The sequence below is a fragment of the Phycisphaerales bacterium genome (assembly GCA_029268515.1).
Classification (GTDB): Bacteria; Planctomycetota; Phycisphaerae; order Phycisphaerales; family SM1A02; genus JAQWNP01.
In genome coordinates this window covers 1-18,606 of sequence record JAQWNP010000017.1, presented here as the reverse complement: position 1 = coordinate 18,606, position 18,606 = coordinate 1, and the positions used below count along the sequence as shown (strand labels likewise).

23 protein-coding genes are annotated in these 18,606 nt (G+C 51.2%); 3 read left to right on the top strand and 20 right to left on the bottom strand.

Translation table 11 applies throughout. The features are described from left to right. Window positions 1-14: 14 nt before the first annotated feature. Complete coding sequence (gene cls / locus P8J86_11805) at window positions 15-1,403, bottom strand: cardiolipin synthase (protein MDG2055379.1); 1,389 nt, start codon at window positions 1,401-1,403, stop codon at window positions 15-17. 35 nt (window positions 1,404-1,438) lie between these two features. Further along, window positions 1,439-1,783, bottom strand: a complete 345-nt coding sequence (locus tag P8J86_11800; protein ID MDG2055378.1) for a hypothetical protein — start codon at window positions 1,781-1,783, stop codon at window positions 1,439-1,441. 168 nt (window positions 1,784-1,951) lie between these two features. On the opposite strand from P8J86_11800, the gene P8J86_11795 reads away from it, so the two are divergent. After that, on the top strand, window positions 1,952-3,526 hold the full coding sequence (locus tag P8J86_11795; GenBank protein ID MDG2055377.1) for a calcineurin-like phosphoesterase family protein: 1,575 nt from the start codon (window positions 1,952-1,954) through the stop codon (window positions 3,524-3,526). On the opposite strand, the gene P8J86_11790 is transcribed toward P8J86_11795, so the two are convergent. From P8J86_11790 to P8J86_11710, 17 genes are all read right to left on the bottom strand, one after another. Continuing rightward, window positions 3,516-3,872 carry a hypothetical protein gene (locus P8J86_11790; protein ID MDG2055376.1) on the bottom strand — a complete coding sequence of 119 codons (357 nt, stop codon included), beginning with the start codon at window positions 3,870-3,872 and terminating at the stop codon, window positions 3,516-3,518. The two genes, P8J86_11795 and P8J86_11790, sit on opposite strands and share 11 nt — an antisense overlap. 92 nt (window positions 3,873-3,964) lie before the next feature. Continuing rightward, window positions 3,965-4,339, bottom strand: a complete 375-nt coding sequence (locus P8J86_11785) for a hypothetical protein (GenBank protein ID MDG2055375.1) — start codon at window positions 4,337-4,339, stop codon at window positions 3,965-3,967. 112 nt (window positions 4,340-4,451) lie between these two features. After that, window positions 4,452-5,093, bottom strand: a complete 642-nt coding sequence (locus P8J86_11780; protein ID MDG2055374.1) for a hypothetical protein — start codon at window positions 5,091-5,093, stop codon at window positions 4,452-4,454. A gap of 5 nt (window positions 5,094-5,098) precedes the next feature. Next, the gene (locus P8J86_11775; GenBank protein ID MDG2055373.1) at window positions 5,099-5,950 is read right to left on the bottom strand and encodes a sigma-70 family RNA polymerase sigma factor; all 852 of its coding nucleotides are present in this window, start codon (window positions 5,948-5,950) and stop codon (window positions 5,099-5,101) included. A 188-nt stretch (window positions 5,951-6,138) separates the two neighbouring features. Further along, window positions 6,139-6,366 carry a hypothetical protein gene (locus P8J86_11770; protein ID MDG2055372.1) on the bottom strand — a complete coding sequence of 76 codons (228 nt, stop codon included), beginning with the start codon at window positions 6,364-6,366 and terminating at the stop codon, window positions 6,139-6,141. A 33-nt stretch (window positions 6,367-6,399) separates the two neighbouring features. After that, window positions 6,400-7,071 carry a hypothetical protein gene (locus P8J86_11765; GenBank protein MDG2055371.1) on the bottom strand — a complete coding sequence of 224 codons (672 nt, stop codon included), beginning with the start codon at window positions 7,069-7,071 and terminating at the stop codon, window positions 6,400-6,402. A 4-nt stretch (window positions 7,072-7,075) separates the two neighbouring features. Continuing rightward, the gene (locus P8J86_11760) at window positions 7,076-7,987 is read right to left on the bottom strand and encodes a hypothetical protein (protein ID MDG2055370.1); all 912 of its coding nucleotides are present in this window, start codon (window positions 7,985-7,987) and stop codon (window positions 7,076-7,078) included. Next, window positions 7,984-8,373: a hypothetical protein gene (locus tag P8J86_11755; GenBank protein ID MDG2055369.1), complete on the bottom strand. Its 390-nt coding sequence runs from the start codon at window positions 8,371-8,373 to the stop codon at window positions 7,984-7,986. Before P8J86_11755 ends, P8J86_11760 begins: the two co-directional genes overlap by 4 nt. Before the next feature lie 3 nt (window positions 8,374-8,376). Next, window positions 8,377-8,784, bottom strand: a complete 408-nt coding sequence (locus P8J86_11750; GenBank protein MDG2055368.1) for a MotA/TolQ/ExbB proton channel family protein — start codon at window positions 8,782-8,784, stop codon at window positions 8,377-8,379. 28 nt (window positions 8,785-8,812) lie between these two features. Continuing rightward, window positions 8,813-9,274, bottom strand: a complete 462-nt coding sequence (locus P8J86_11745; GenBank protein ID MDG2055367.1) for a hypothetical protein — start codon at window positions 9,272-9,274, stop codon at window positions 8,813-8,815. Window positions 9,275-9,305: 31 nt separating this feature from the next. After that, complete coding sequence (locus P8J86_11740; GenBank protein ID MDG2055366.1) at window positions 9,306-10,400, bottom strand: hypothetical protein; 1,095 nt, start codon at window positions 10,398-10,400, stop codon at window positions 9,306-9,308. Continuing rightward, the gene (locus tag P8J86_11735) at window positions 10,397-10,789 is read right to left on the bottom strand and encodes a hypothetical protein (GenBank protein MDG2055365.1); all 393 of its coding nucleotides are present in this window, start codon (window positions 10,787-10,789) and stop codon (window positions 10,397-10,399) included. The genes P8J86_11740 and P8J86_11735 overlap by 4 nt, the downstream gene beginning before the upstream one ends. Before the next feature lie 154 nt (window positions 10,790-10,943). Next, window positions 10,944-12,242 (bottom strand): MFS transporter, encoded by a 1,299-nt coding sequence (locus P8J86_11730; GenBank protein ID MDG2055364.1) that lies wholly within the window; start codon window positions 12,240-12,242, stop codon window positions 10,944-10,946. 233 nt (window positions 12,243-12,475) lie between these two features. Next, the gene (locus P8J86_11725; protein ID MDG2055363.1) at window positions 12,476-13,411 is read right to left on the bottom strand and encodes a TIGR01777 family oxidoreductase; all 936 of its coding nucleotides are present in this window, start codon (window positions 13,409-13,411) and stop codon (window positions 12,476-12,478) included. A gap of 149 nt (window positions 13,412-13,560) precedes the next feature. Further along, the gene (locus tag P8J86_11720; protein ID MDG2055362.1) at window positions 13,561-14,565 is read right to left on the bottom strand and encodes a hypothetical protein; all 1,005 of its coding nucleotides are present in this window, start codon (window positions 14,563-14,565) and stop codon (window positions 13,561-13,563) included. A gap of 35 nt (window positions 14,566-14,600) precedes the next feature. Next, the gene (locus P8J86_11715; protein MDG2055361.1) at window positions 14,601-15,110 is read right to left on the bottom strand and encodes a DUF6265 family protein; all 510 of its coding nucleotides are present in this window, start codon (window positions 15,108-15,110) and stop codon (window positions 14,601-14,603) included. Continuing rightward, complete coding sequence (locus P8J86_11710; GenBank protein MDG2055360.1) at window positions 15,107-15,394, bottom strand: hypothetical protein; 288 nt, start codon at window positions 15,392-15,394, stop codon at window positions 15,107-15,109. Before P8J86_11710 ends, P8J86_11715 begins: the two co-directional genes overlap by 4 nt. 86 nt (window positions 15,395-15,480) lie before the next feature. Here P8J86_11710 and P8J86_11705 point away from each other — a divergent pair, with 86 nt between their 5' ends. After that, window positions 15,481-17,229 carry an amidase gene (locus tag P8J86_11705; GenBank protein MDG2055359.1) on the top strand — a complete coding sequence of 583 codons (1,749 nt, stop codon included), beginning with the start codon at window positions 15,481-15,483 and terminating at the stop codon, window positions 17,227-17,229. Between the two features lie 104 nt (window positions 17,230-17,333). Next, window positions 17,334-17,657: a PGPGW domain-containing protein gene (locus P8J86_11700; GenBank protein MDG2055358.1), complete on the top strand. Its 324-nt coding sequence runs from the start codon at window positions 17,334-17,336 to the stop codon at window positions 17,655-17,657. Window positions 17,658-17,795: 138 nt separating this feature from the next. Here the strand turns inward: P8J86_11700 and P8J86_11695 are convergent, their stop codons facing one another. Continuing rightward, on the bottom strand, window positions 17,796-18,521 hold the full coding sequence (locus P8J86_11695; protein MDG2055357.1) for a VPLPA-CTERM sorting domain-containing protein: 726 nt from the start codon (window positions 18,519-18,521) through the stop codon (window positions 17,796-17,798). Between the last annotated feature and the right edge of the window lie 85 nt (window positions 18,522-18,606).

The following is an 18,606-nucleotide window of genomic DNA, read 5'->3' as shown; positions in this document are numbered from 1 at the left end:
CAGTATGCATTGAATTAAAGAAGTGGTGCAAAAATTCGCACGATCCCTTCAAATGTCTCACGCCAATTACCAACAGGTTCGACGCCAATATCTGTTTGTTCCATCAACCTCGTCACCCACTGCGATGTGGCATCCACTTCTGGCCTCGAGTATTGAAGCATGGCAACTTCATAGTTAAGGAAGAGACTTCGCATATCCATATTTGCCGAGCCAACGATTGCCAGGTCATCATCGATAACAACCACCTTTGCATGCACCATACCTGCAGCAAAGAGGTGAATCCGGACTCCAGCATTCTGCATCTCTCTTAAGTAGGTTCCTCTTGCGATATCTGCCAATTTCTGATTCGAGACCTTTGGCAAAATAACACGCACATCAACCCCGCGATGCGCTGCCAGAATCAGTGAACGAACCAGTGGATCATCGGGAACAAAGTACGGTGTCACAACCCAAAGCCGGCGTTCTGCCTGAAAAAAAGCCGTCATGAGTGTTCCGTGTAAAACATCACGAAGCACATCAGGACCAGAGGGACAGATCTGCACCAAAGCACCGTCCTTCTTATGCGCTGTTGAAGTTGCCTTCAAATCTGGCATTGATAATTTTTCATTTGTCGCCGCATGCCAATCACCACAAAAAATTCTTGAGTACACCGCAACCGCTGGACCTTGAAGCGTAAATGCCAAATCGCGCCATCGCGACTCAAGTGGTGTCGGACCGATGTACTCTTCAGCCAAGTTTGTTCCACCCGCCCAAACATACTTTTCATCTACCACCGTTATTTTTCGGTGGTTTCTTAGGTTGGTACGGCGCAAAAAGGGAATATGCATCACAGGATTGAAGAAGGTGACTTTTCCACCCGCGGCTTCAAGCGACTTAAAGAAACGCCTATGAAGCCCCAATGAGCCAAAGGCATCAATCATGAGCCGAACCTTGACGCCCGCTTTGGCTCGCTCTGTGAGATGCTTCTCAAGAATTTGGCCAGTGTTGCCGGTACCAAATACAAAGGTCTGTATGTGAATCGACTCTTTGGCTTTATCAATGATTTCTAACAGAGCTTCGAAGGCCTCCACACCATCCTGGCACAACTTAATCTTATTGCCCCAAGTGGCAGGTGGAAGGTTATAACTTGTAAGCACGCGCTCCAGTGCCTGGGCCCGTGGATCCGTGGCTTGAGCACTTGGCTCAAAGTGAAAATCGGTTCGCTCAGCAAGTCGCTTTCGCGACTTGCGCCCACCGAAGCTGAGATACAAAGGAATACCGAGTGGCGGTAGCAACATGATGATTGCAATCCACGCGATCGTTGACTGTGAACTGCGATGCTGTCGCAGCACATGAATCGTCATCAGCGATCCCAGCAAGAAGCCTGCAACAACCACGCAGAGCAAGATAAGCCAGGTCCACATCCTCTTGAGTCCTCTAAAAGGGCAAGATCACAGATTTAGAATCGTTCAGCTCTGTCATCCAAGATCGTCCATTGGCGCTTCGCCACATGGACAATCGAGCAGATAAGCGATATCACGACAACCAGTACTGCATCTGCTAGAAGCCACCAATTATCCTCAAACAGCTCACCAATCAGAGCAACCATCAGTCCTATCGCACCGAAAATGAGCAGATAGAAGAACCAAAGTCGGAAGAAATGGCCAACCGAGAATTTATGACCAGCACCGCCATGTCCGCCAGCGCCTGCTGCCCGAAGCTTTTGCTTCCCTTTTTTCTCTCGGTTTCGATCCAGCTGCCGGTCATGGCGTTTGCGTTGCTGGTTTTGACCTCGCTGACTCATCGTACCGGCTCCTCATCAATCCTCACCTAGCGTATCCTCACGTGGATTCGTCTGGATACGCATCCTACACGATCCCGCATTCAAGGTCGCACTAGCCATCAATCATCCTTGGAGACGGGGCCTGGAAATGGCTGATATGGTGATCTCATAAAAATATAGGAGACGCTCATGTCGATTAAAGTGCCCTTTCTTGTGACTGTCTTTCTCATGGCCATTTCTGAGCTCACCTTGAGCCAAAATCTCCATGCGACTGAAACCGTGAAGATTCAAGGCATGGTTTTCAACGACCTCAATGGCAACCAGCAGAGGGATCCCGGCGAGCCGGGCCTACCTGGCGTTGGCGTCAGTGACGGGCAGAACATCCTGAAAACTGACAGTGCTGGAAAATATGAACTGACCTTAGACCAAAGTGGAATTGTCTTTGTGATTAAGCCACGCGACTGGATGACCCCCGTCAAGCCCAATGGCCTGCCTTTTTTCTATTACATACATAAGCCTGAGGGATCGCCAAAGCAACTTACTTACCCCGGTGTTGAACCGACTGGCGCGCCACCTGCGTCTCTTGATTTTCCGCTTACGAGGCACGTGGAAGCAGATCAATTCTCAATCATTGTCATGGGTGATCCCCAGCCTCGTAACGAAGCAGAAGTAAACTACCTGGCTCATGATGTCATCGCTGAGATCATTGGCACCAAGGCTGCATTTGGTACCTCACTTGGCGACATCGTCTTCGATAACTTAAATCTTTTACCGATGGTCAATCAGATCATGGGAACGATTGGCATACCTTGGTACAACGTACTGGGCAACCATGACATCAACTACGACGTTGATAGCGATGAATTATCTGATGAGACCTGGGAGCGAATCTATGGCCCAGCGACCTATAGCTTCAATTGGGGCCCTGTACATTTCATTGTGCTTGATGATGTCATGTACAACGGCAAGGATTCCAAACCAAATTACCACGGCGCATTTGGCCCAACCACACTCCAGTTTGTGAAGTCAGATCTACAGTATGTTCCGCATGAGACACTCGTCGTCGTGCTGATGCATATCCCTCTTTTTGATGTGCAAGACAAAGCTGATTTATTGAGTCTCTTGGCTGACTACCCACATACGCTAAGTCTCTCTGCACATCGCCATTGGCAAGATCACTTCACCCTAGACCCGACTGGTGTGCCGACGACCAACATTGGCCACCACCATCTTGTTCATGGCACTGCCAGTGGTTCTTGGTGGCGTGGACATAAAGATGAACATGGCATTCCACACGCGACTCAAGCTGATGGCAATCCGAATGGCTACTCTATTATTACTTTTGATCAAAATGCTTACAAAATGCGATTCAAGGCGGCGCGCAGGCCCGCAGGAATGCAATTACACGTCGCATTGCCCAGCGCCATCACACGCGAGGAAAGTTCTGAAACGATGGTGATCGCAAACGTATATGCCGGCGATGAAAACACAACGGTAACCATGCAGATTGGCAAAAGCGGCACACCTATTCAAATGAAACAAACAAGGCAAACTGATCCAACATTTGTTGCTTCACATGGGCGAGAACAAGACAACGAGCTGCCAGGAGGACGCCCGCTACCTAAGCCAGTACAAACAAATCATATCTGGGTGGCGCCACTTCCTGACAATCTAGCAACTGGTGCTCATGCGGTGATCGTGAAAGCAATTGATCGGTATGGACAAGAAGACCAAGTCTCACGCATCGTGCGAATTACTGATTGACCTCTGTACTGTCTGAATCTCGATCCTTATCCGACAGTTGTGATTCAGAACGAATCTCTTCGAGTGCTTCTGGATCACCTGCCATATATCGACGATACGCCTCAACATCAAGACCAAGCGCCTCAACAACGGTCTCTTGATAACGTCGTTGCATCGCCACGCCAGCAAGCAGTAGTAAAATTCCAACGACCAGAATAGGCAATCCGATATACCACGTTCGAACGATGCCACTACACAAGAGAATCACTCCAGCCAACGTCAATGCAAGACCAACCGCCCAGGTACTGGTGGCTCTGATTCGCTGTCGTTTCAGACGGGCGCGAGTTGGTTGGTCAAGATTCTTCATAAGATCATCGTCGGTCAATGTCTAGATGAACAACCAATGCTCACACAGAATTGAACTGGTACCACCACCCTACCACGTGCAGACAAAAAGTCTCAGAAGGCACCCCGATGGGCCACATCTCGTGGCCTGGTCAACCCCCAACCAATCAACAGGATCAATATTCCTAGGCCCAGCCCAACAAGCATGGGCTGAGCGAGGCGGCTGCGAGCATCGCCTGGGCTGGCCATTTGAGTGGCCAGTAGGGTCGACTTCGGCGCATCATCCAAAGCCAGGCTGGCTGACTGAGACGGTCCCTCCCATTGGGCCAGCGTCGCCTCAAGCAACCCCTCTGAATTGGCCATGGCTCGACCTGGCATGCCAGTCCTTGCCAACCAGATCGCCTGTCCACCAATGCCAGTGATACCCTTCCAGCTCTCATCTTGCCGGAAGTCCATCAAACTGGTATCGCCGTACGTAGATCGTGACATGGCCACCATCACTGTGATGAGAACGGCAGCAAGACCAAGCACGCGCGCTCGAGAGAGCTTGTTTCTAGTCGCGCGCGGAGCGTGGCGTTTATATTGTTGGTGAAACTGCGCACTAATCACCGTGATGGCCCTCACTCGAGTTTCGGCTTAGCCCGGATTGTAGGCTTCTGCCCCATGGCCAAAATGCGGCGACTGCGAGCACGAGGCAAATCACCAAGACCACGAGCATTGCTATATCAAGCCCGACGAGTAGCCCTGATGCAGGTTCTGTCTGGCCAGATACACCCCAGTTGCTCTGACTGACTGTCAGATCTGATGGCTGAATTTTGCCTGGTATGGAATCTGTTGCCTTCACTGCTCCTGATTCGCCAATGCGCCAGGCAAGCAAACCCACCAGCAAGATGATTGATGCCGCCCAAGCCATACGCACAAAAGAGCTGAAACGAGCCATATGCAATCGATGCCGAGTCACCTCTTGATGAACATTTTTGGGACGGAAGATCATGTCAGGCTCAAGCTCAAGGGCAGCGAGCTGACTGAGCAAATCAGCAAGATCGTGATCTTCCGAGACCGCCAAAAGAAGGCTCTCTCGCTGCGGCTGTGGAATTTCATCGACACGACCAGTCGCCAGCATCACGAGTTGCTCGTCGTCAATAGAAGCTCGCCCTGCAACAGAACCTGTAAGCGCCTGCTGCATCATTGCGATCATCTCACGACGGTTGGCTGGCAGTTCGTTGGGTGGCATATTTGTCATAAGGTCTATTCCTTCTTCTCTATGTCAGATGACATACCTGGTGAAGGAACTTGCACGTCAGCCCAAGATTCTGCCCAGCAACCAACCCAAGCTGCTTCAAGACTTGGTGTCCACTGATTCTCGTACACGGCGATGAGGCGTTCTCGCAAACGCTCCATTGCATCTTTAATGTGCCTTGATGTTTTGAATTCAGAGAAACCAAGCATCGCACCAGCTTCTTTTTGTTTCATACCATTGCGATAGACCATTGCGACGAGGAATCGCTGCTCTGTCGTTAACGATTCAATAGCAATTCTAATTTTATCTCGTAACCCTTGAGCAATTTCAGATGACGCGGCAAGATCACCTGGTGGAATTTCTTGAGACATAACTGGCATATCCACTGTGTTGTCATCCTGCATGCGCGTGAGTGATTGCTGGCGACGGCTCACCCTATTTCGATTGATGGCATGCCTTTTTGCAATCACAACAATATAGAACAGCAAACGAATACGGCCTCGGTAGCGAATGATTTTTGCAACCGACCGACCACTCGGCAAGAGTGCTCGCTGATCATCATTTGCCATAAGTTTGACCAGCGCTTCCGACCAAAGATCTTCCACTGTGCAATCTGCTATTGGTTGACTTGACAGAATGCGCCGTGCATCAGTACCCATTTCAGTTTCGATTGCTTCCCAAGCTTCTTCGACACGGAAACCGGCAGCACCCGCCAAATAAAGATCCACTGCAAATTTTGGTGGGCCATCTTCATGCTCTTGGATCAAATGCGATCGAAAATCGCCTTGATCCCAGCAGACTGCCGGCCAGCGGTCTCTGGCTTCTCTTAGGATCTGTTCAAAAGCGAAGCCTGTTGTCATGCAACCTCTATCTTTACCCAGCTGACTCATCCGCAGTACCAGGATCGCTGAGGGAGTTCGTTGAGAAGCAGAACGCTGCTTACCCACAAAACGCCCATTGGCCTCTGGAGCTGAGCCCGCTAAGGAGCAGTCATCATTGCCCAGATGAGCCATCGCCCTCAGCTGGTCTGAATGGCAGGCAGAGTGTATCAACCCTCCTGATCCTCGTTGGTTTCGCTGGCATCAAAAGAAGATCCCTCAAGCCAATCAGCAGCTGCATGAATGGCATCTCCAGGGCCACCATTGCCCTGTGCTACAACCATACGGGTCAACCAGCCTGAGCCATGATCAATCCAGCGGATGGCAGGATTTGCACTTTCCAAGCGAAGGACACCCAGAGAATATAGTGCGACCGCTGCAACAAGAAGAAGTGTCATCAAGCTCCGTCTAATGAAACGAAAAATCATAGCTCATCCCTCCACGAACTCAACCATATCTGGGGCAACAGTTGAGGCGTTCGGTGCATCAGCTTCAGCCTGATCTTTATTGTCTTTCGCTGCCATCGCTGCCAAACGTAAATTCAATCGCTCGAGTGCATCAGCCACTTGAATTAAGCGTTGATTGAGACGGCCATAATCAACGGGGCGTTTTTTGTCTACTGACGCTGTTGCATTCGTTACCAAGTCCTCTTGAATCTCTGTTGCGGCGACATTTTCTTCCTCGGAAGGGCTCGTATACACAGTCGCAGAGTTTGACTCATTTTCATTGATCTCATCAAGTCCTAAATCAACTTCGGTGTGCTGTAAGGTAACTTCGGCGGCAGGTAACACAACTTCGACGGGTACATCGATAGAAGAATCTGTAGACAAACTACTTGGTGGTTCAGGCGCACGTGTGCTATTGGCCGTCGCATGAGAATGGCTTAACGGCACAGCCGCATACATTGCGGGAAGACTCAGCGATTTATTTTTTTTGACATTTGAAGCGACGGCAGGTTTGAGTCCTGCAACAGTTTGTTCAATGCCATTGGCAACAATCTCGCCATCAGTTGGCGCCGCATGACTAACAGTCCATGCCCAACTACCGCCAATAACGCCGGCAGTGAGGCCTCCCACGACAATGAGCGATCTAACTGAGTTCATTCGACTATCTCCGTTGTAAATGAGTGATGATGAAAGAGACACCATTTGAGGATTGACTTGCACCTACGTTGGAAGAAATCATGAACTTCCCCGCAAAACCGCGAATTTGCTCCATATCAGCACCCTCATCGAAAGCCGCCCGCCGCTCAGCCATATCAACGAGCTGATCCACACGCATAGGAAAGAGCACTGCCAGGTGCTTTCCAGGGCCCAGTGATATTGATTTCACAATGCTCGAAAAGGCCTGGACATGATCCACAATTCGAAGACGCGTCGAGAATGTTGATTGCCGCCCAGGCCGCCATGCGGTCAGTGCTGGCCCCCGTGCAGTCAGATTGACGGCCTGCCGAATAGATTCATCTGATTCCAAAACAACCAGTTGCATACCACCAGCCGACAACACATTGATCGCTTCCTGCTGTGAGCCCCAGTCAATCCACAAGGCGGGTACCAGTGGCACATCGGTATGGCCTGCAAAGTCTCCAGGCCCATCAAATGCCGCGCGCAGTCCCTCAGCAACAGGCTCTAATGGAGCAGGCATTGGTGAGGGTGGCGCCGACACGATGGGCTCAAGTGGTTGAGGTGCCGGCCGTGGCAACTCAACAGGAGGTTCTTGGACCGGATTGACCGCCAGCTTTGATGTTTGCTCAATGACTTTATTGGTAGGCTCATTTGCCAGCTGAGGCTCGGGTTCAATTTCTGGCTCGGGTTCAATTTCTGGCTCGGGTTGCTCCTGAGGCAATACTTCTGATTGCTCAGGCACCGCAGCTACCACCGGTAGCTCAACAACACGCACTGATCGAGCCAAGGGCTCTTCTGTCTTATTCGGAGACTGCCTCGCCAAAGGCCAGATCAGAACAAAATGAACCGCCACAGAGATTATGAGACCAATCACGAGTGCGCTTTTTGACATCATTGATCTCCCGTTCTTGCTTGCGGACTCACGACTGGCTCAACACCAAATCGAACATCCACGCCTTCCTGTGTCAGAATGTCATAGACGCGCATCATGCGGTGATGAGAAACATCACTATGCCGGGGTACAATTAAGGCCCCTGGCATTTCACGTTGGGCTTCTAAGTACGCTGAAACATCGGCAAAGGCCTGATCGTCTACAACAAGTTGCTTATCATCAACAACCAGTAAGTTGACCTCGTCTGCCGTGAGCCGATCAATACCGCCGCCGCCAATTTCTGCAGGATCAACCTCGAGTGATCCAATACGAATTGACTCAGAAAGCAAGACAATCATTCCACACAAGAGAATAAAAAGTACATCAACAAAACTTCGTGAGAGGATCATGCTTCATGCCTCCACAACAGCAACCGGTGCATCTGCTTGGACGACCCAGTCAACGAAATAACCAACCATTGATGCCGTAATAGCAATTCCAATACCAAACACAGTGGTCAAACAGGCAACGCCCAAGCCCTCACCTACAGCTTCAGCACTAATGCGCCCATTGAGTAGTTGAAAGCTCTGAACCACCCCAACGACTGTCCCCAGCAACCCAAGGCTAGGTGGAATATCTCGAAAGAAAGGCATCACTCGGCGATGCGCCAATAAGTCAGCCTGCGGAACTTTTTGTTGCAGGAGAAACCATCGCACACCGAGTGTCCAGCCTCGCTCGACGATCACACCGCCAAGCAGCACTGAGCAAGCAAGCAAGGGCCACATGAGCGGTCCACCAAGTTCGATAAAACGAATCAACATGCCAGCAAGTCCCTTCCTTCTAGCGCTATTAGTTGCGCAGGAATGCTCCAAAGTCCATTGATCCCAACATCACCATGCACTGTGAAGTGAGTTCGGTTTTTGTACGCGAGGCACCCCGACCAAATGCTTGGCTAACGGCGTGAGCTGTTTTTTGATCCGGATTGCTTGATGCTGACGGCACGGGACGAAGAACCATGTCATACCGAACAGCCATGGTTTCTAAACGAAGTTGAACCAGATCCAACTCATCCTGGAGTGCCACTTGCTGAGCATGGACCTCAACCGGCTCTTTGCCTTGCTTCATAAGGTCAGCTGCTTTTCGATCCAGAACATGTAGCTTTCGGTAGATTCCATCACGCTGACTGGTCAGTTGATGAAACTGGGCTTTTATTGAGGGCGTTGCTTCTTGAGCCTGGGCAGTACCGGCGATGCCGATACTCAAAAGACTCGCTAACGCAACTGCGATGATTGTTAGATTTTTACGTTTCATTTCAATCTCCAATGCGCAAAGTAGCGCAGCTTTAGTTACTTCCTTCAATGCGAGACAGGCGATCTGCCAATTCTGCATCTAGTTGTGTTGGTGCGATTCCAGTCATCTCAGCATCCAGCGAGCTATAAATTGGCAGGGAATCAACCTTCGCCTCGAGCTCAAACATGCTGGTTTGTAATGCCTCTTGGACAGCGCCGTTGAATGTTGAAAGACGAGCCTGCAGTTCTTGCATGCTGGTAGCAAAGCTGGTCATTCCCTGGCCAGCACCTTCAATACCATTGATCACACCAAGTAATTCTGTAGCGCCATCAACGGTATCAAGCAATACCAGGTACTCCTGCAAATGGCCGGCCGTCGATTCAAACTGCGTATAGAGTATTTCTGAACCCATCAAGACCTGCTGATGTGCCAGGGCTGCCTCTTCAAGCACGCGCAACACACCAACCCAAAGCTTGCGTTGATCAGGACTCATTCGCTGGGCAGTGCGTTTTATCTGCGCCAGATCACGTACAGTGCGATAGTGGGCCACGAGGCGTTTGCGACGCAGTGCATCTTGTTCCTGTGAAATTCTCTTGGCAATTCCATCAAGTACTGCTTCAGTGGCCGGATCATGCGCCGATGACTCATCACCAACAGGATTCGTTCCAGCTGAAACGGCGCTGGCGAGTCGGCTGCGCACCTTTGAAATCTGTTCAGTCAGATAGATCTGACCATCCCACATCGGCTCAAGCACCGTATCTCGAACTTGCAAAACACCTTCGATCGCAACGGTGCTCATGGCAACCGCTTCTCTGGTCTGTCCAGCATCAAGCAGTGTGACGGCTTGATCGACTCGATCGATGAACACCATAAAACTCGCATCCAGTTCACGTTGTAGTGGATCCACTGAGCTTTGAAGTGTTTCAACAACATGACCGAAGTCATAGCCATTAAGTTCTGACTGATCAGCGTCTTGCGGTTTGGCCAGGCTGCTGCTTGAAGTGATTGCCGGCACGATGCGATTTTCTCCAGGTTCCGGAGCTCTCTGCCCATAGGCCATTGAAGTCAAAAGAAGCGCGGCACCACTGAGTACAATTGCTTTTCTCGCTTGCGACTTGTTATCTTTTTTTCGCTCAGATCTTTTCATTGGATACCTCCTTGACTTCCAGATACAGGTATCAGTGGCACATCAATGCCGACTTCACGGGCCTGGCTACGAATTTCTTGTCGCAAGAGTGGGTCAGAGGCCTGAGACCACTCACTTCTGGCTTGAGGGCCGTTGCCATCCATAAATGCTTCGGCACCAGCGATCAGCTGATGAAGGCTTTGCACCTTCTGCTTTTCTTTCGTACCACGGGCCGTCTCTTTGGCTTCTTCTAAATGACCTTTCGCTTGCGCTAAGTCGCCATCAGAAATTTCGCTACATACGCTGGTCAACTGCGCCTGAAATGCCGCTTTACGCATTTTTTCTTGGCTACAACCCGTTGCCAATGCCATGACGGCGAGGGCGGCGACGAGCAGACATGGGCTTTTCATATTCCATCCCTTTCAGAGTGATTCTCAAACGTCCACACAACAACTCCTCCTGTGGGGGGTACCGTGATAGGTACCAAAAACCCAACAGAAGGTCTTCTGCTCTGTCAGACCAGATCACCAAGGGAACTTGCAGAGGAACATCAACAATTTTGTATTACGCGTCGGTTTTCCAGTGACGCACCGCTTTTGGTGCAAGAAGTAGCAATATCACGGCCACCACGACGCCGACAACGAGCGATATCAGCAACATTCGCGAAAGATCAGGCCAAGCTAATTGAGCCTCTGTGTCTTGAGCAACGGTCACCCATGAGAGTCCAAAGAGCGTAAGGGAAAACCCCAAACGACCAGTAAGGCTCTGCAGCGACAGGTAGGTTGCTCGATTCTTTTGTGCCAGACGAGGCGTAATAACGGCATTCACTGGTGGCGTCAGCATGGCTCTTGGACAACTTCGCAAAAGCAACGCGACCGCCACAATAATGCCTAGCCAGAAGCTCATCAGCGCAATCAACACCAAAACAAGGATGGCAGCTGCAACTAGTAAACCAAAGAATCCAATTCGATCACGAAGCCAGATACTCCTTGCAGCAAACCATGCCGCAATAAACATCGTCAGGCAAGTATGCACACCAGTCACCAAAGGCGTCAGCTCAACACCACCAGACCCTGGGTCATCTCCTTGCACCAACAGCTTCAAATAGGGCTGATAAAATTCGTAAGGGATATGAAAGAGAACAACCATCATGATCATGAATAGAAAGAGCCAACGCAAAAGTGGGTCTTTCCAATAGCGCACGCACGCTGAGAGCTGTTTCAAAAAGCCACCGGCACTGAGCCTTTGGGTATCACGACCAGGTGGCTCAACAAAAAACAATGCAAGCAATAAGACCGCCACGCCGGATAAGAATGACAAAACGTATGCCAAGCGTATTTCGATCATCGCAATAGCCCCACCCGCCAGAGCTGCCACGGCACTCCCTATAAAGAGATTGCGCGTCACTGCAGCCTCACGATCTGCGTACTCATCAGCGCGGCCAACGCTGTCCAGCGACTCATAGAGAAGTGCCGTTTCTGTACCTGAATTAAACGCGATGCCACCAGCTAAGAGCACCTGAGCAATCGCAAAAACTCCAAAACTACCGCCAAAGAAAAAAAGGACATAGGCAGCGATTAAGCAACTACACGCCAAGAGCATTGTTCGCCGACGGCCTAATGCATCGGAAAAATATCCCGAAGGAACTTCAAAGATCACCACTGCCAAAAAGTAAATCGACTCCAGGCGAAGTGCATCGGTAAGCGAGAGCACTGAGGTAAAGTAAAGAAAGAAGATGGGCAGCCAAAAGAGCGCATGAAAAAGTAACGCGTACCAGAGGTACAGTCGCACATTGCGATTCATTGATCTTTTAATAGATGCTGTAACCATAACAGTGCCCTCAGCAAGCGAATGCACGAACACAGCCAAGAAACAAGGCGCGTGTACACCCTGAGCCACAATGCGCAGGGAGCGACAAAGACCGCTCTATTATGACATGGTCAAGCGATTCAGGTGCGATGATCTACGGTGCGTCTGGCCCTGGAGCAGGCGTTTTGGCAACCGGCTGTCGTTCCAAACCGCGACCATGCCAACAGGACGCTGCGACGCCCCGACCGAATGCTTGCCACCGAATGAGATGTGCAGTCGGTTTTTCTTTATTTCACACGACGGAGTAGCGAACAGAGTGCGTTCTCGATGCCTTCGTGCTCGAACTTGAACCCTTCCGCCAGCAGTCGTTTCGGCACGCAGTAACGACCATATAAGGCGAGTTCCGGATCAGTACGCATGAACAGCGGCGCACCAATTCGAACCATCCACGCCATCGCGGGCAAGCCAATGGGCATGCCGACCGCCTTGCGCAGGGCTCGCATAAACACCTCGTTGGAGACGGGGTTCGGTCCGGTCGCAATGTAGACACCTTCCATCGACGAATCCAAGATCGCACGCTCAAATATCCGATTCATATCGTCTTGGTGCAACCAACTCATGCCCTGGCGACCGTGGCCAACACGTCCACCAAGACCCAGCCGCGCAATCAAGGACAAGCGTGGTAGCGCCCCACCACTCCGTCCCAGTACAAAGCTCGTCCTGAGTATCACGCGACGCACCGTTTCCGGGCATCCTTCGTCGAAGGCATGCTCCCAGGCCATTCCAACCTCCGGCGCGAGGCCCGTGCCGAACGAGGATGACTCATCGCACCAAACAGAGGGCGGATCGCCGTAGATGTGTGCGGTCGACATCTGGACCCAGGTGGAGGGCTTTCGCTCAAGGCGTTGTATCACCTGACCAAGTACACGCGTGGAATCGACCCGCGAGCGCAGTATCTCGTCCTGGTGATCTGGTGTCTTGATACAGTCAACAGTACGACCGACGAGGTTGACTAGCACATCGGCGCCATCAAGAACGTCCGACCATGGTCCCGGTGTACGAGCATCCCAAGGCTCAAATCGCCACGGACCTTTTTCATTGGGCTTAGTCCGTGAAAGCAGCACGACATCGAAACCACCTCGCTGGCCGAGGTGCCGCGCCAGAGCACGTCCAAGGAAGCCACTCCCACCAGCGATGACTACCCGAAAAAGTTTGGCACACATGCTCAGTTCCTTCCCATGAGAACATTGCTTGAAAAGAAATCAATCGTTTGTACACCAAACGCATGACTCGACGAATCACTTGCCGCCAAGGATGGATACATCAGAGATAAAGCGATGATGCACCTGGTTTGGATCAAGTGAGCGATGATCTACGGTGCGTCTGGCCCTGGAGCAGGCGTTTTGGCAACCGGCTGTCGTTCCAAACCAGGTGGTGGAATTGGCTTTGGGTAGCCGCCGATCTGGCGGTGAATAAAGTCCGGTGCGTTGACGATCATTCGTCCCTTAAACCGGTGAACCGTCACCCATACGTCCTCGTGGGAGGGCCCGAAGATCTCTGAGGGTAGATCCGTTTCACCATTTTGACCTGCACGGGCGTCATGATGCGATCCAGGATGAATAAAGCCCTTGTCAAATTCCCTCCAGTCGCTTCGTTGCGCCTGGCCACTACTGCTTCCTTCTCTTTGGGGCACGATATACCAGTGGCCAGGCTCGATCATGCTGCTCATCGCATCATAGAGTTCCTTGGTGACGTCATATTGATCGGACACATCTTTTCGTGATGACACCTTGTTGAATACACCAAACGACGGGGGTTGCTTGAGCAGTTGCGACACGTCATAAAGGCGCCGTTCCATCGCCGCCTTCCTCGCCAGCCGCTTCTTAGTTCCCACCTCAACAAAACCCTTGCGAATCTGCCATGTCACTGGCTGAACATCTGATGCCTGTTGCACGACGACCTCTATGAGATCAAGTACCGGCGTGTCCATAACGTTGGCATAGATCTTGAAGTCTGGATTCAGACCCGAATCATCTTCGTCTTTGTTATACCGAGGAATCACCGGCACACCAATGGAATTGCGAAGCTGTGCAAGTGCTTCGCCAATGGGTACACCATCCCAACGGACGGTCACTCGGGTGTACATGAGGCGCCCCAACATGCGTTGAAGTTCGTCATATTCAGACTTGATCTCAACTGGGCCAGCACCCTTCACCCAATGTTCGGCGCTGGTGTCCATCACTTGGGCTTCGCCGCCACCACCCTGCGTGACGGTCATCGCTGGTGTGGCCGAATCCGTCTCATCGGCTTGGCCAAAAACCAATGAAGGCACCACAACCGAACAGGCAAGAGAAATGAACAGGACGTGCATATTCATTGTTCGCTCCTTGCTCGACAGATGAGGCGAGCCTTTTAATGATCCGAAGGCTGGCTCGGAACAAGCGTCCACCGCTGACGAACTGGCTTATCTTGACCATTCATACGAACCGTTCGCTCAACGGCAAGCATTTGCCCGTCTACTCTTGTATACGCCATTTCTATGACCGTTGCTGCTCCCGATCCTTCAAAAGCCACTCGTTTTGATTCAATACTGGTTTCTTTGAGGGTTTCTACGGGCACCTTGTCACCCATGATGGTCAAAGTCAGCTTCCTACCCGACTGCCGGATCACTAAAACCGACTCACTCTGGAGCTCGCCACTATCAAGTGAAAAGTAACGAATCGCACCAGCCATATGGTTGCCGGTGGGCGCATCCCAAGTCACTCGAATTATCTGATCGCTGATCGTTGTTGACCAAGTACCCGCCAACCAACTTGTTGGAAATGTTTGTTGCGCCTTAGTTAGCTTTGGTGGCCCAGGTGCACATGCAGAAATCACCATAAGCAAGACCAGAGTTATTGAGGTATGCCAACAGTTCATCATGCATCCTCTGCTATGGCCACGCCATCATCAACTTCGGATTCATCAATCTTTCTGGGATGGCGCTGTGACTGGATATGAAATTTATCTGGCGTATCAGTATGCAAGATAATGTGCATTGAGTCATTTGTCTTGGCCACGATTTCTGCATCCATGCCTTGAATACCAGCCATACCACAATTTTTTATAAGCACGCCAACAGGATCAGTGAGAAACTCAAGACGAAAGTCTTCATCCTTCCAGCATTCATCTAAAACTTGAATGAGTGTTTTTGTGCCGCTTGTCATCGTGGTATCCCCTATTACAACTGGCTAGACGTCTGACTTTCGCGATAACATAAATGGTATGATATCGACTAAAGAAGGCTCCTGTAATGAAGACTGCCGAGGCATCCCGTCGACACTTTATCCTAGCTGCGGCAAGCTGCGCTGCGACAAGTGCGATGTTCTCCTGTGCAGCACAACGGGCTCAAGATAACGATCCTATCGTCAGTCCATCACCACCATTACCCGGTGGTGACCAGGCCGATATCGCCACAAAAATCACACCTCAGACGATCGCCGAAGCAGAGAAGCTGGCGGGCATCAAATTGACTGCCCGCGAACGAGACATGGTGGCCAAGCATATTGGCGAGCAGATTGCCATGTTGGACACACGTGTTGCAAGACTCCAATTACCTAATGATCTAGCGCCGGCAACTGTCTTCCATGCTCAACTACCCGACAAACACTTGCGTCAGGCAACGACCCACGGTGATCCAAAACGAATACCCCCACCTGCGCGACCATGTCCGACCAATGATGTGGACATCGCTTTCGCATCAATCACGGACCAAGCTGGTTGGCTTCGGACAGGTCAACTGACAAGCCAGCGCCTGACAAAACTCTATCTGAAGAGACTCAAGCAGTTTGGCCCGCAGCTCAAATGCACAATCACGCTCATGGAAAAACAGGCCCTTGAAATGGCCTTGGTTGCGGATCAGGAACTGAAGGCTGGCCGTGATCGTGGACCACTACATGGGATCCCCTGGGGAGCGAAAGATCTGCTGGACACCGCTGGTGTTAACACCACTTGGGGGGCCGCTCCCTACCGTGATCGAATTCCCAACCAAAACGCAAAAACGGTTGAAATGCTCAGCGATGCTGGCGCCGTACTCATTGCAAAACTCTCCTTGGGCGCTCTTGCCTACGGAGACATCTGGTTTGGTGGCACGACTAAAAACCCTTGGAATTTGGAACAAGGCTCAAGCGGATCGAGTGCCGGCCCTGCCGCCGCGACTGCTGCAGGCCTGGTTGGATTTTCGATTGGTAGTGAAACATGTGGGTCTATCGTTTCGCCCTGCATGCGTTGTGGTGTAACCGGTTTGCGGCCGACCTTCGGACGTGTACCGCGTACTGGAGCCATGTCTCTATGTTGGTCTATGGATAAGCTCGGACCAATCTGCCGTTACGCTCAGGACACTGCTCCAGTGCTTGATGCAATCAATGGCTACGATCCCCATGATCCTTCATCCGTTGATGAACCATTCACATTTGATGTCATGCAGTCTGCTGACAATCTGAGACTTGGCTATGACCCACGCTGGTTTGATGGCCCGCAAGCCAGTGATGAAGACCGCCAGGCACTTGCGGTTGCAAAGAAAGCTGGATGCAAGCTGATTGAACTCGATTGGCCCGACCGACCATGGGATACACTTTTCCTGATATTGATCGCAGAAGCGGCCGCTGCCTTTGAACAAATCACACGCCAAGACCTTGACGATGAGCTTCAGTGGCAGGCACCCGAAGCATGGCCCAATACCTTCCGCACCGCATGGTTTATACCAGCAGTGGAACTCATCCAGGTATCACGCTTTCGCCGAGAGGCAATGCAGATCTACTACGATCAATTGATGAATGTTGATGCATTGATTGCACCTAGCTTTGCTGGGTCGCTGCTCATTTCAACCAATTGCACTGGCCATCCATCAATCACGCTTCCAACAACTTTGACCGCTGCTGGAACGCCCACCGGTATCACCCTTATTGGCCGACTATTCGATGAAGGCACGATTCTGAGAATCGCGATGGCCATGGAAAAACGATTCCCAGCAGCCGTTCAGAGACCCCCACTTTTTAGCTAAAAATGGGGTTCTGAAAGATATTTCACATTGAAATGCTCAAAACGGTGTCCATGCCGTATTTCCTGTCGTATCTCCAGGAACGACTTTCACAAGGTAGAGATGCTATGAATTCAATTGCTCTAAACAACAACCTACGCCGCAGCCCATCCAGTGTTTTTGCACAATCTGGTTTCAGGGCAGTGGCTCGGCGCTTGGCGATCACCTTGGGTGGCGGTGGGCTGATCCTCATCGGGCTCGCTCTATTGGTGCTACCCGGACCAGGCACCGTCTTCATCGCCGGAGGCCTCACCCTGCTGGCAACCGAGTACGCCTTTGCTGCTCGTATCCGAGATGCTGGTATTTGTTTGCTAAAGAGGGCCTGGACACGAACCATACGCAGGTTTCAACGTAGTAATGACAGGTCGGTACAAGCCAACGCTGGCTCCTGATCAAGACAGACACTCCCTCGTGTTCACGTCCGCCGAAGCTAAAGCTTCGGCGGATGTGTTTTTGAATATAAAAAAAGAGCCTCAGGTTATGCCTGAGGCTCTTTGGGAAATCAAATTGCTTCGCTCAAATAAGCGTTCTTATGCGTCGTCTCGACGGCGGCGGGTGAATGCCAATCCACCGATTCCGGCCAGACCCATGAAACCTGCTGCTGGAAGAGGGATCAGGGTAGCAACTGAGAACGTCAGATCGTATTGCGACTGGGTCTGGTCCGATTCACCGAAACTGAGTTGCTGATAAAACGAATAGCTGTCCATATAGAGCACGTAGTCGCCTGCGACCAGGGTGCCCATCTCGCTGAAAGTACCACCATCATCCTGGTAGGACCATTCCGATACATAGCCTGTGGCCATATTTTCGATGTAGCCGAAAGTCTCTCCAGGCCCTTGCTGATTCATCGTTGTTTGAATTGAGTAAGCAGCATCTTGGGAAAGAGTGAACTTCACAACTGTATCTGTGTTCGATGAGAGCTGAATATCATTTTCTTGGCCCGCGGTGTAGATGTTGTTTGTTGACCCTGAGGCACTGTAGAGCAGCGAGGCTGAAGTAAGTGTCCAGGAATGGTCGGCATCTGCCTGCCCTGTAGCACTACCATAAACATCGTTATTAAAGGCCACGCTTGCCGCACCGCTCCACGGGTTATCGCCGCCCGAAGCAAAGTCTTCAACAGGCGTGCTATTTGGAAGCGCATAGGCGGACTGAGCATTGGAGCCGAGCGCGTTCACAGTGACGAGGTCCGCTGACGCAATGCTAGACAGCGCTAAAACGCCAGCTGCACCAATAGTGGTAACGATAGTCTTATTCATTTCTTGATTTCCCCTAGAAATTCTCTTCAAAGTTCCCCCCAGGCTATTCCAACCTTCTAGTTGGCCCCAGGCACAGCCACCAAGG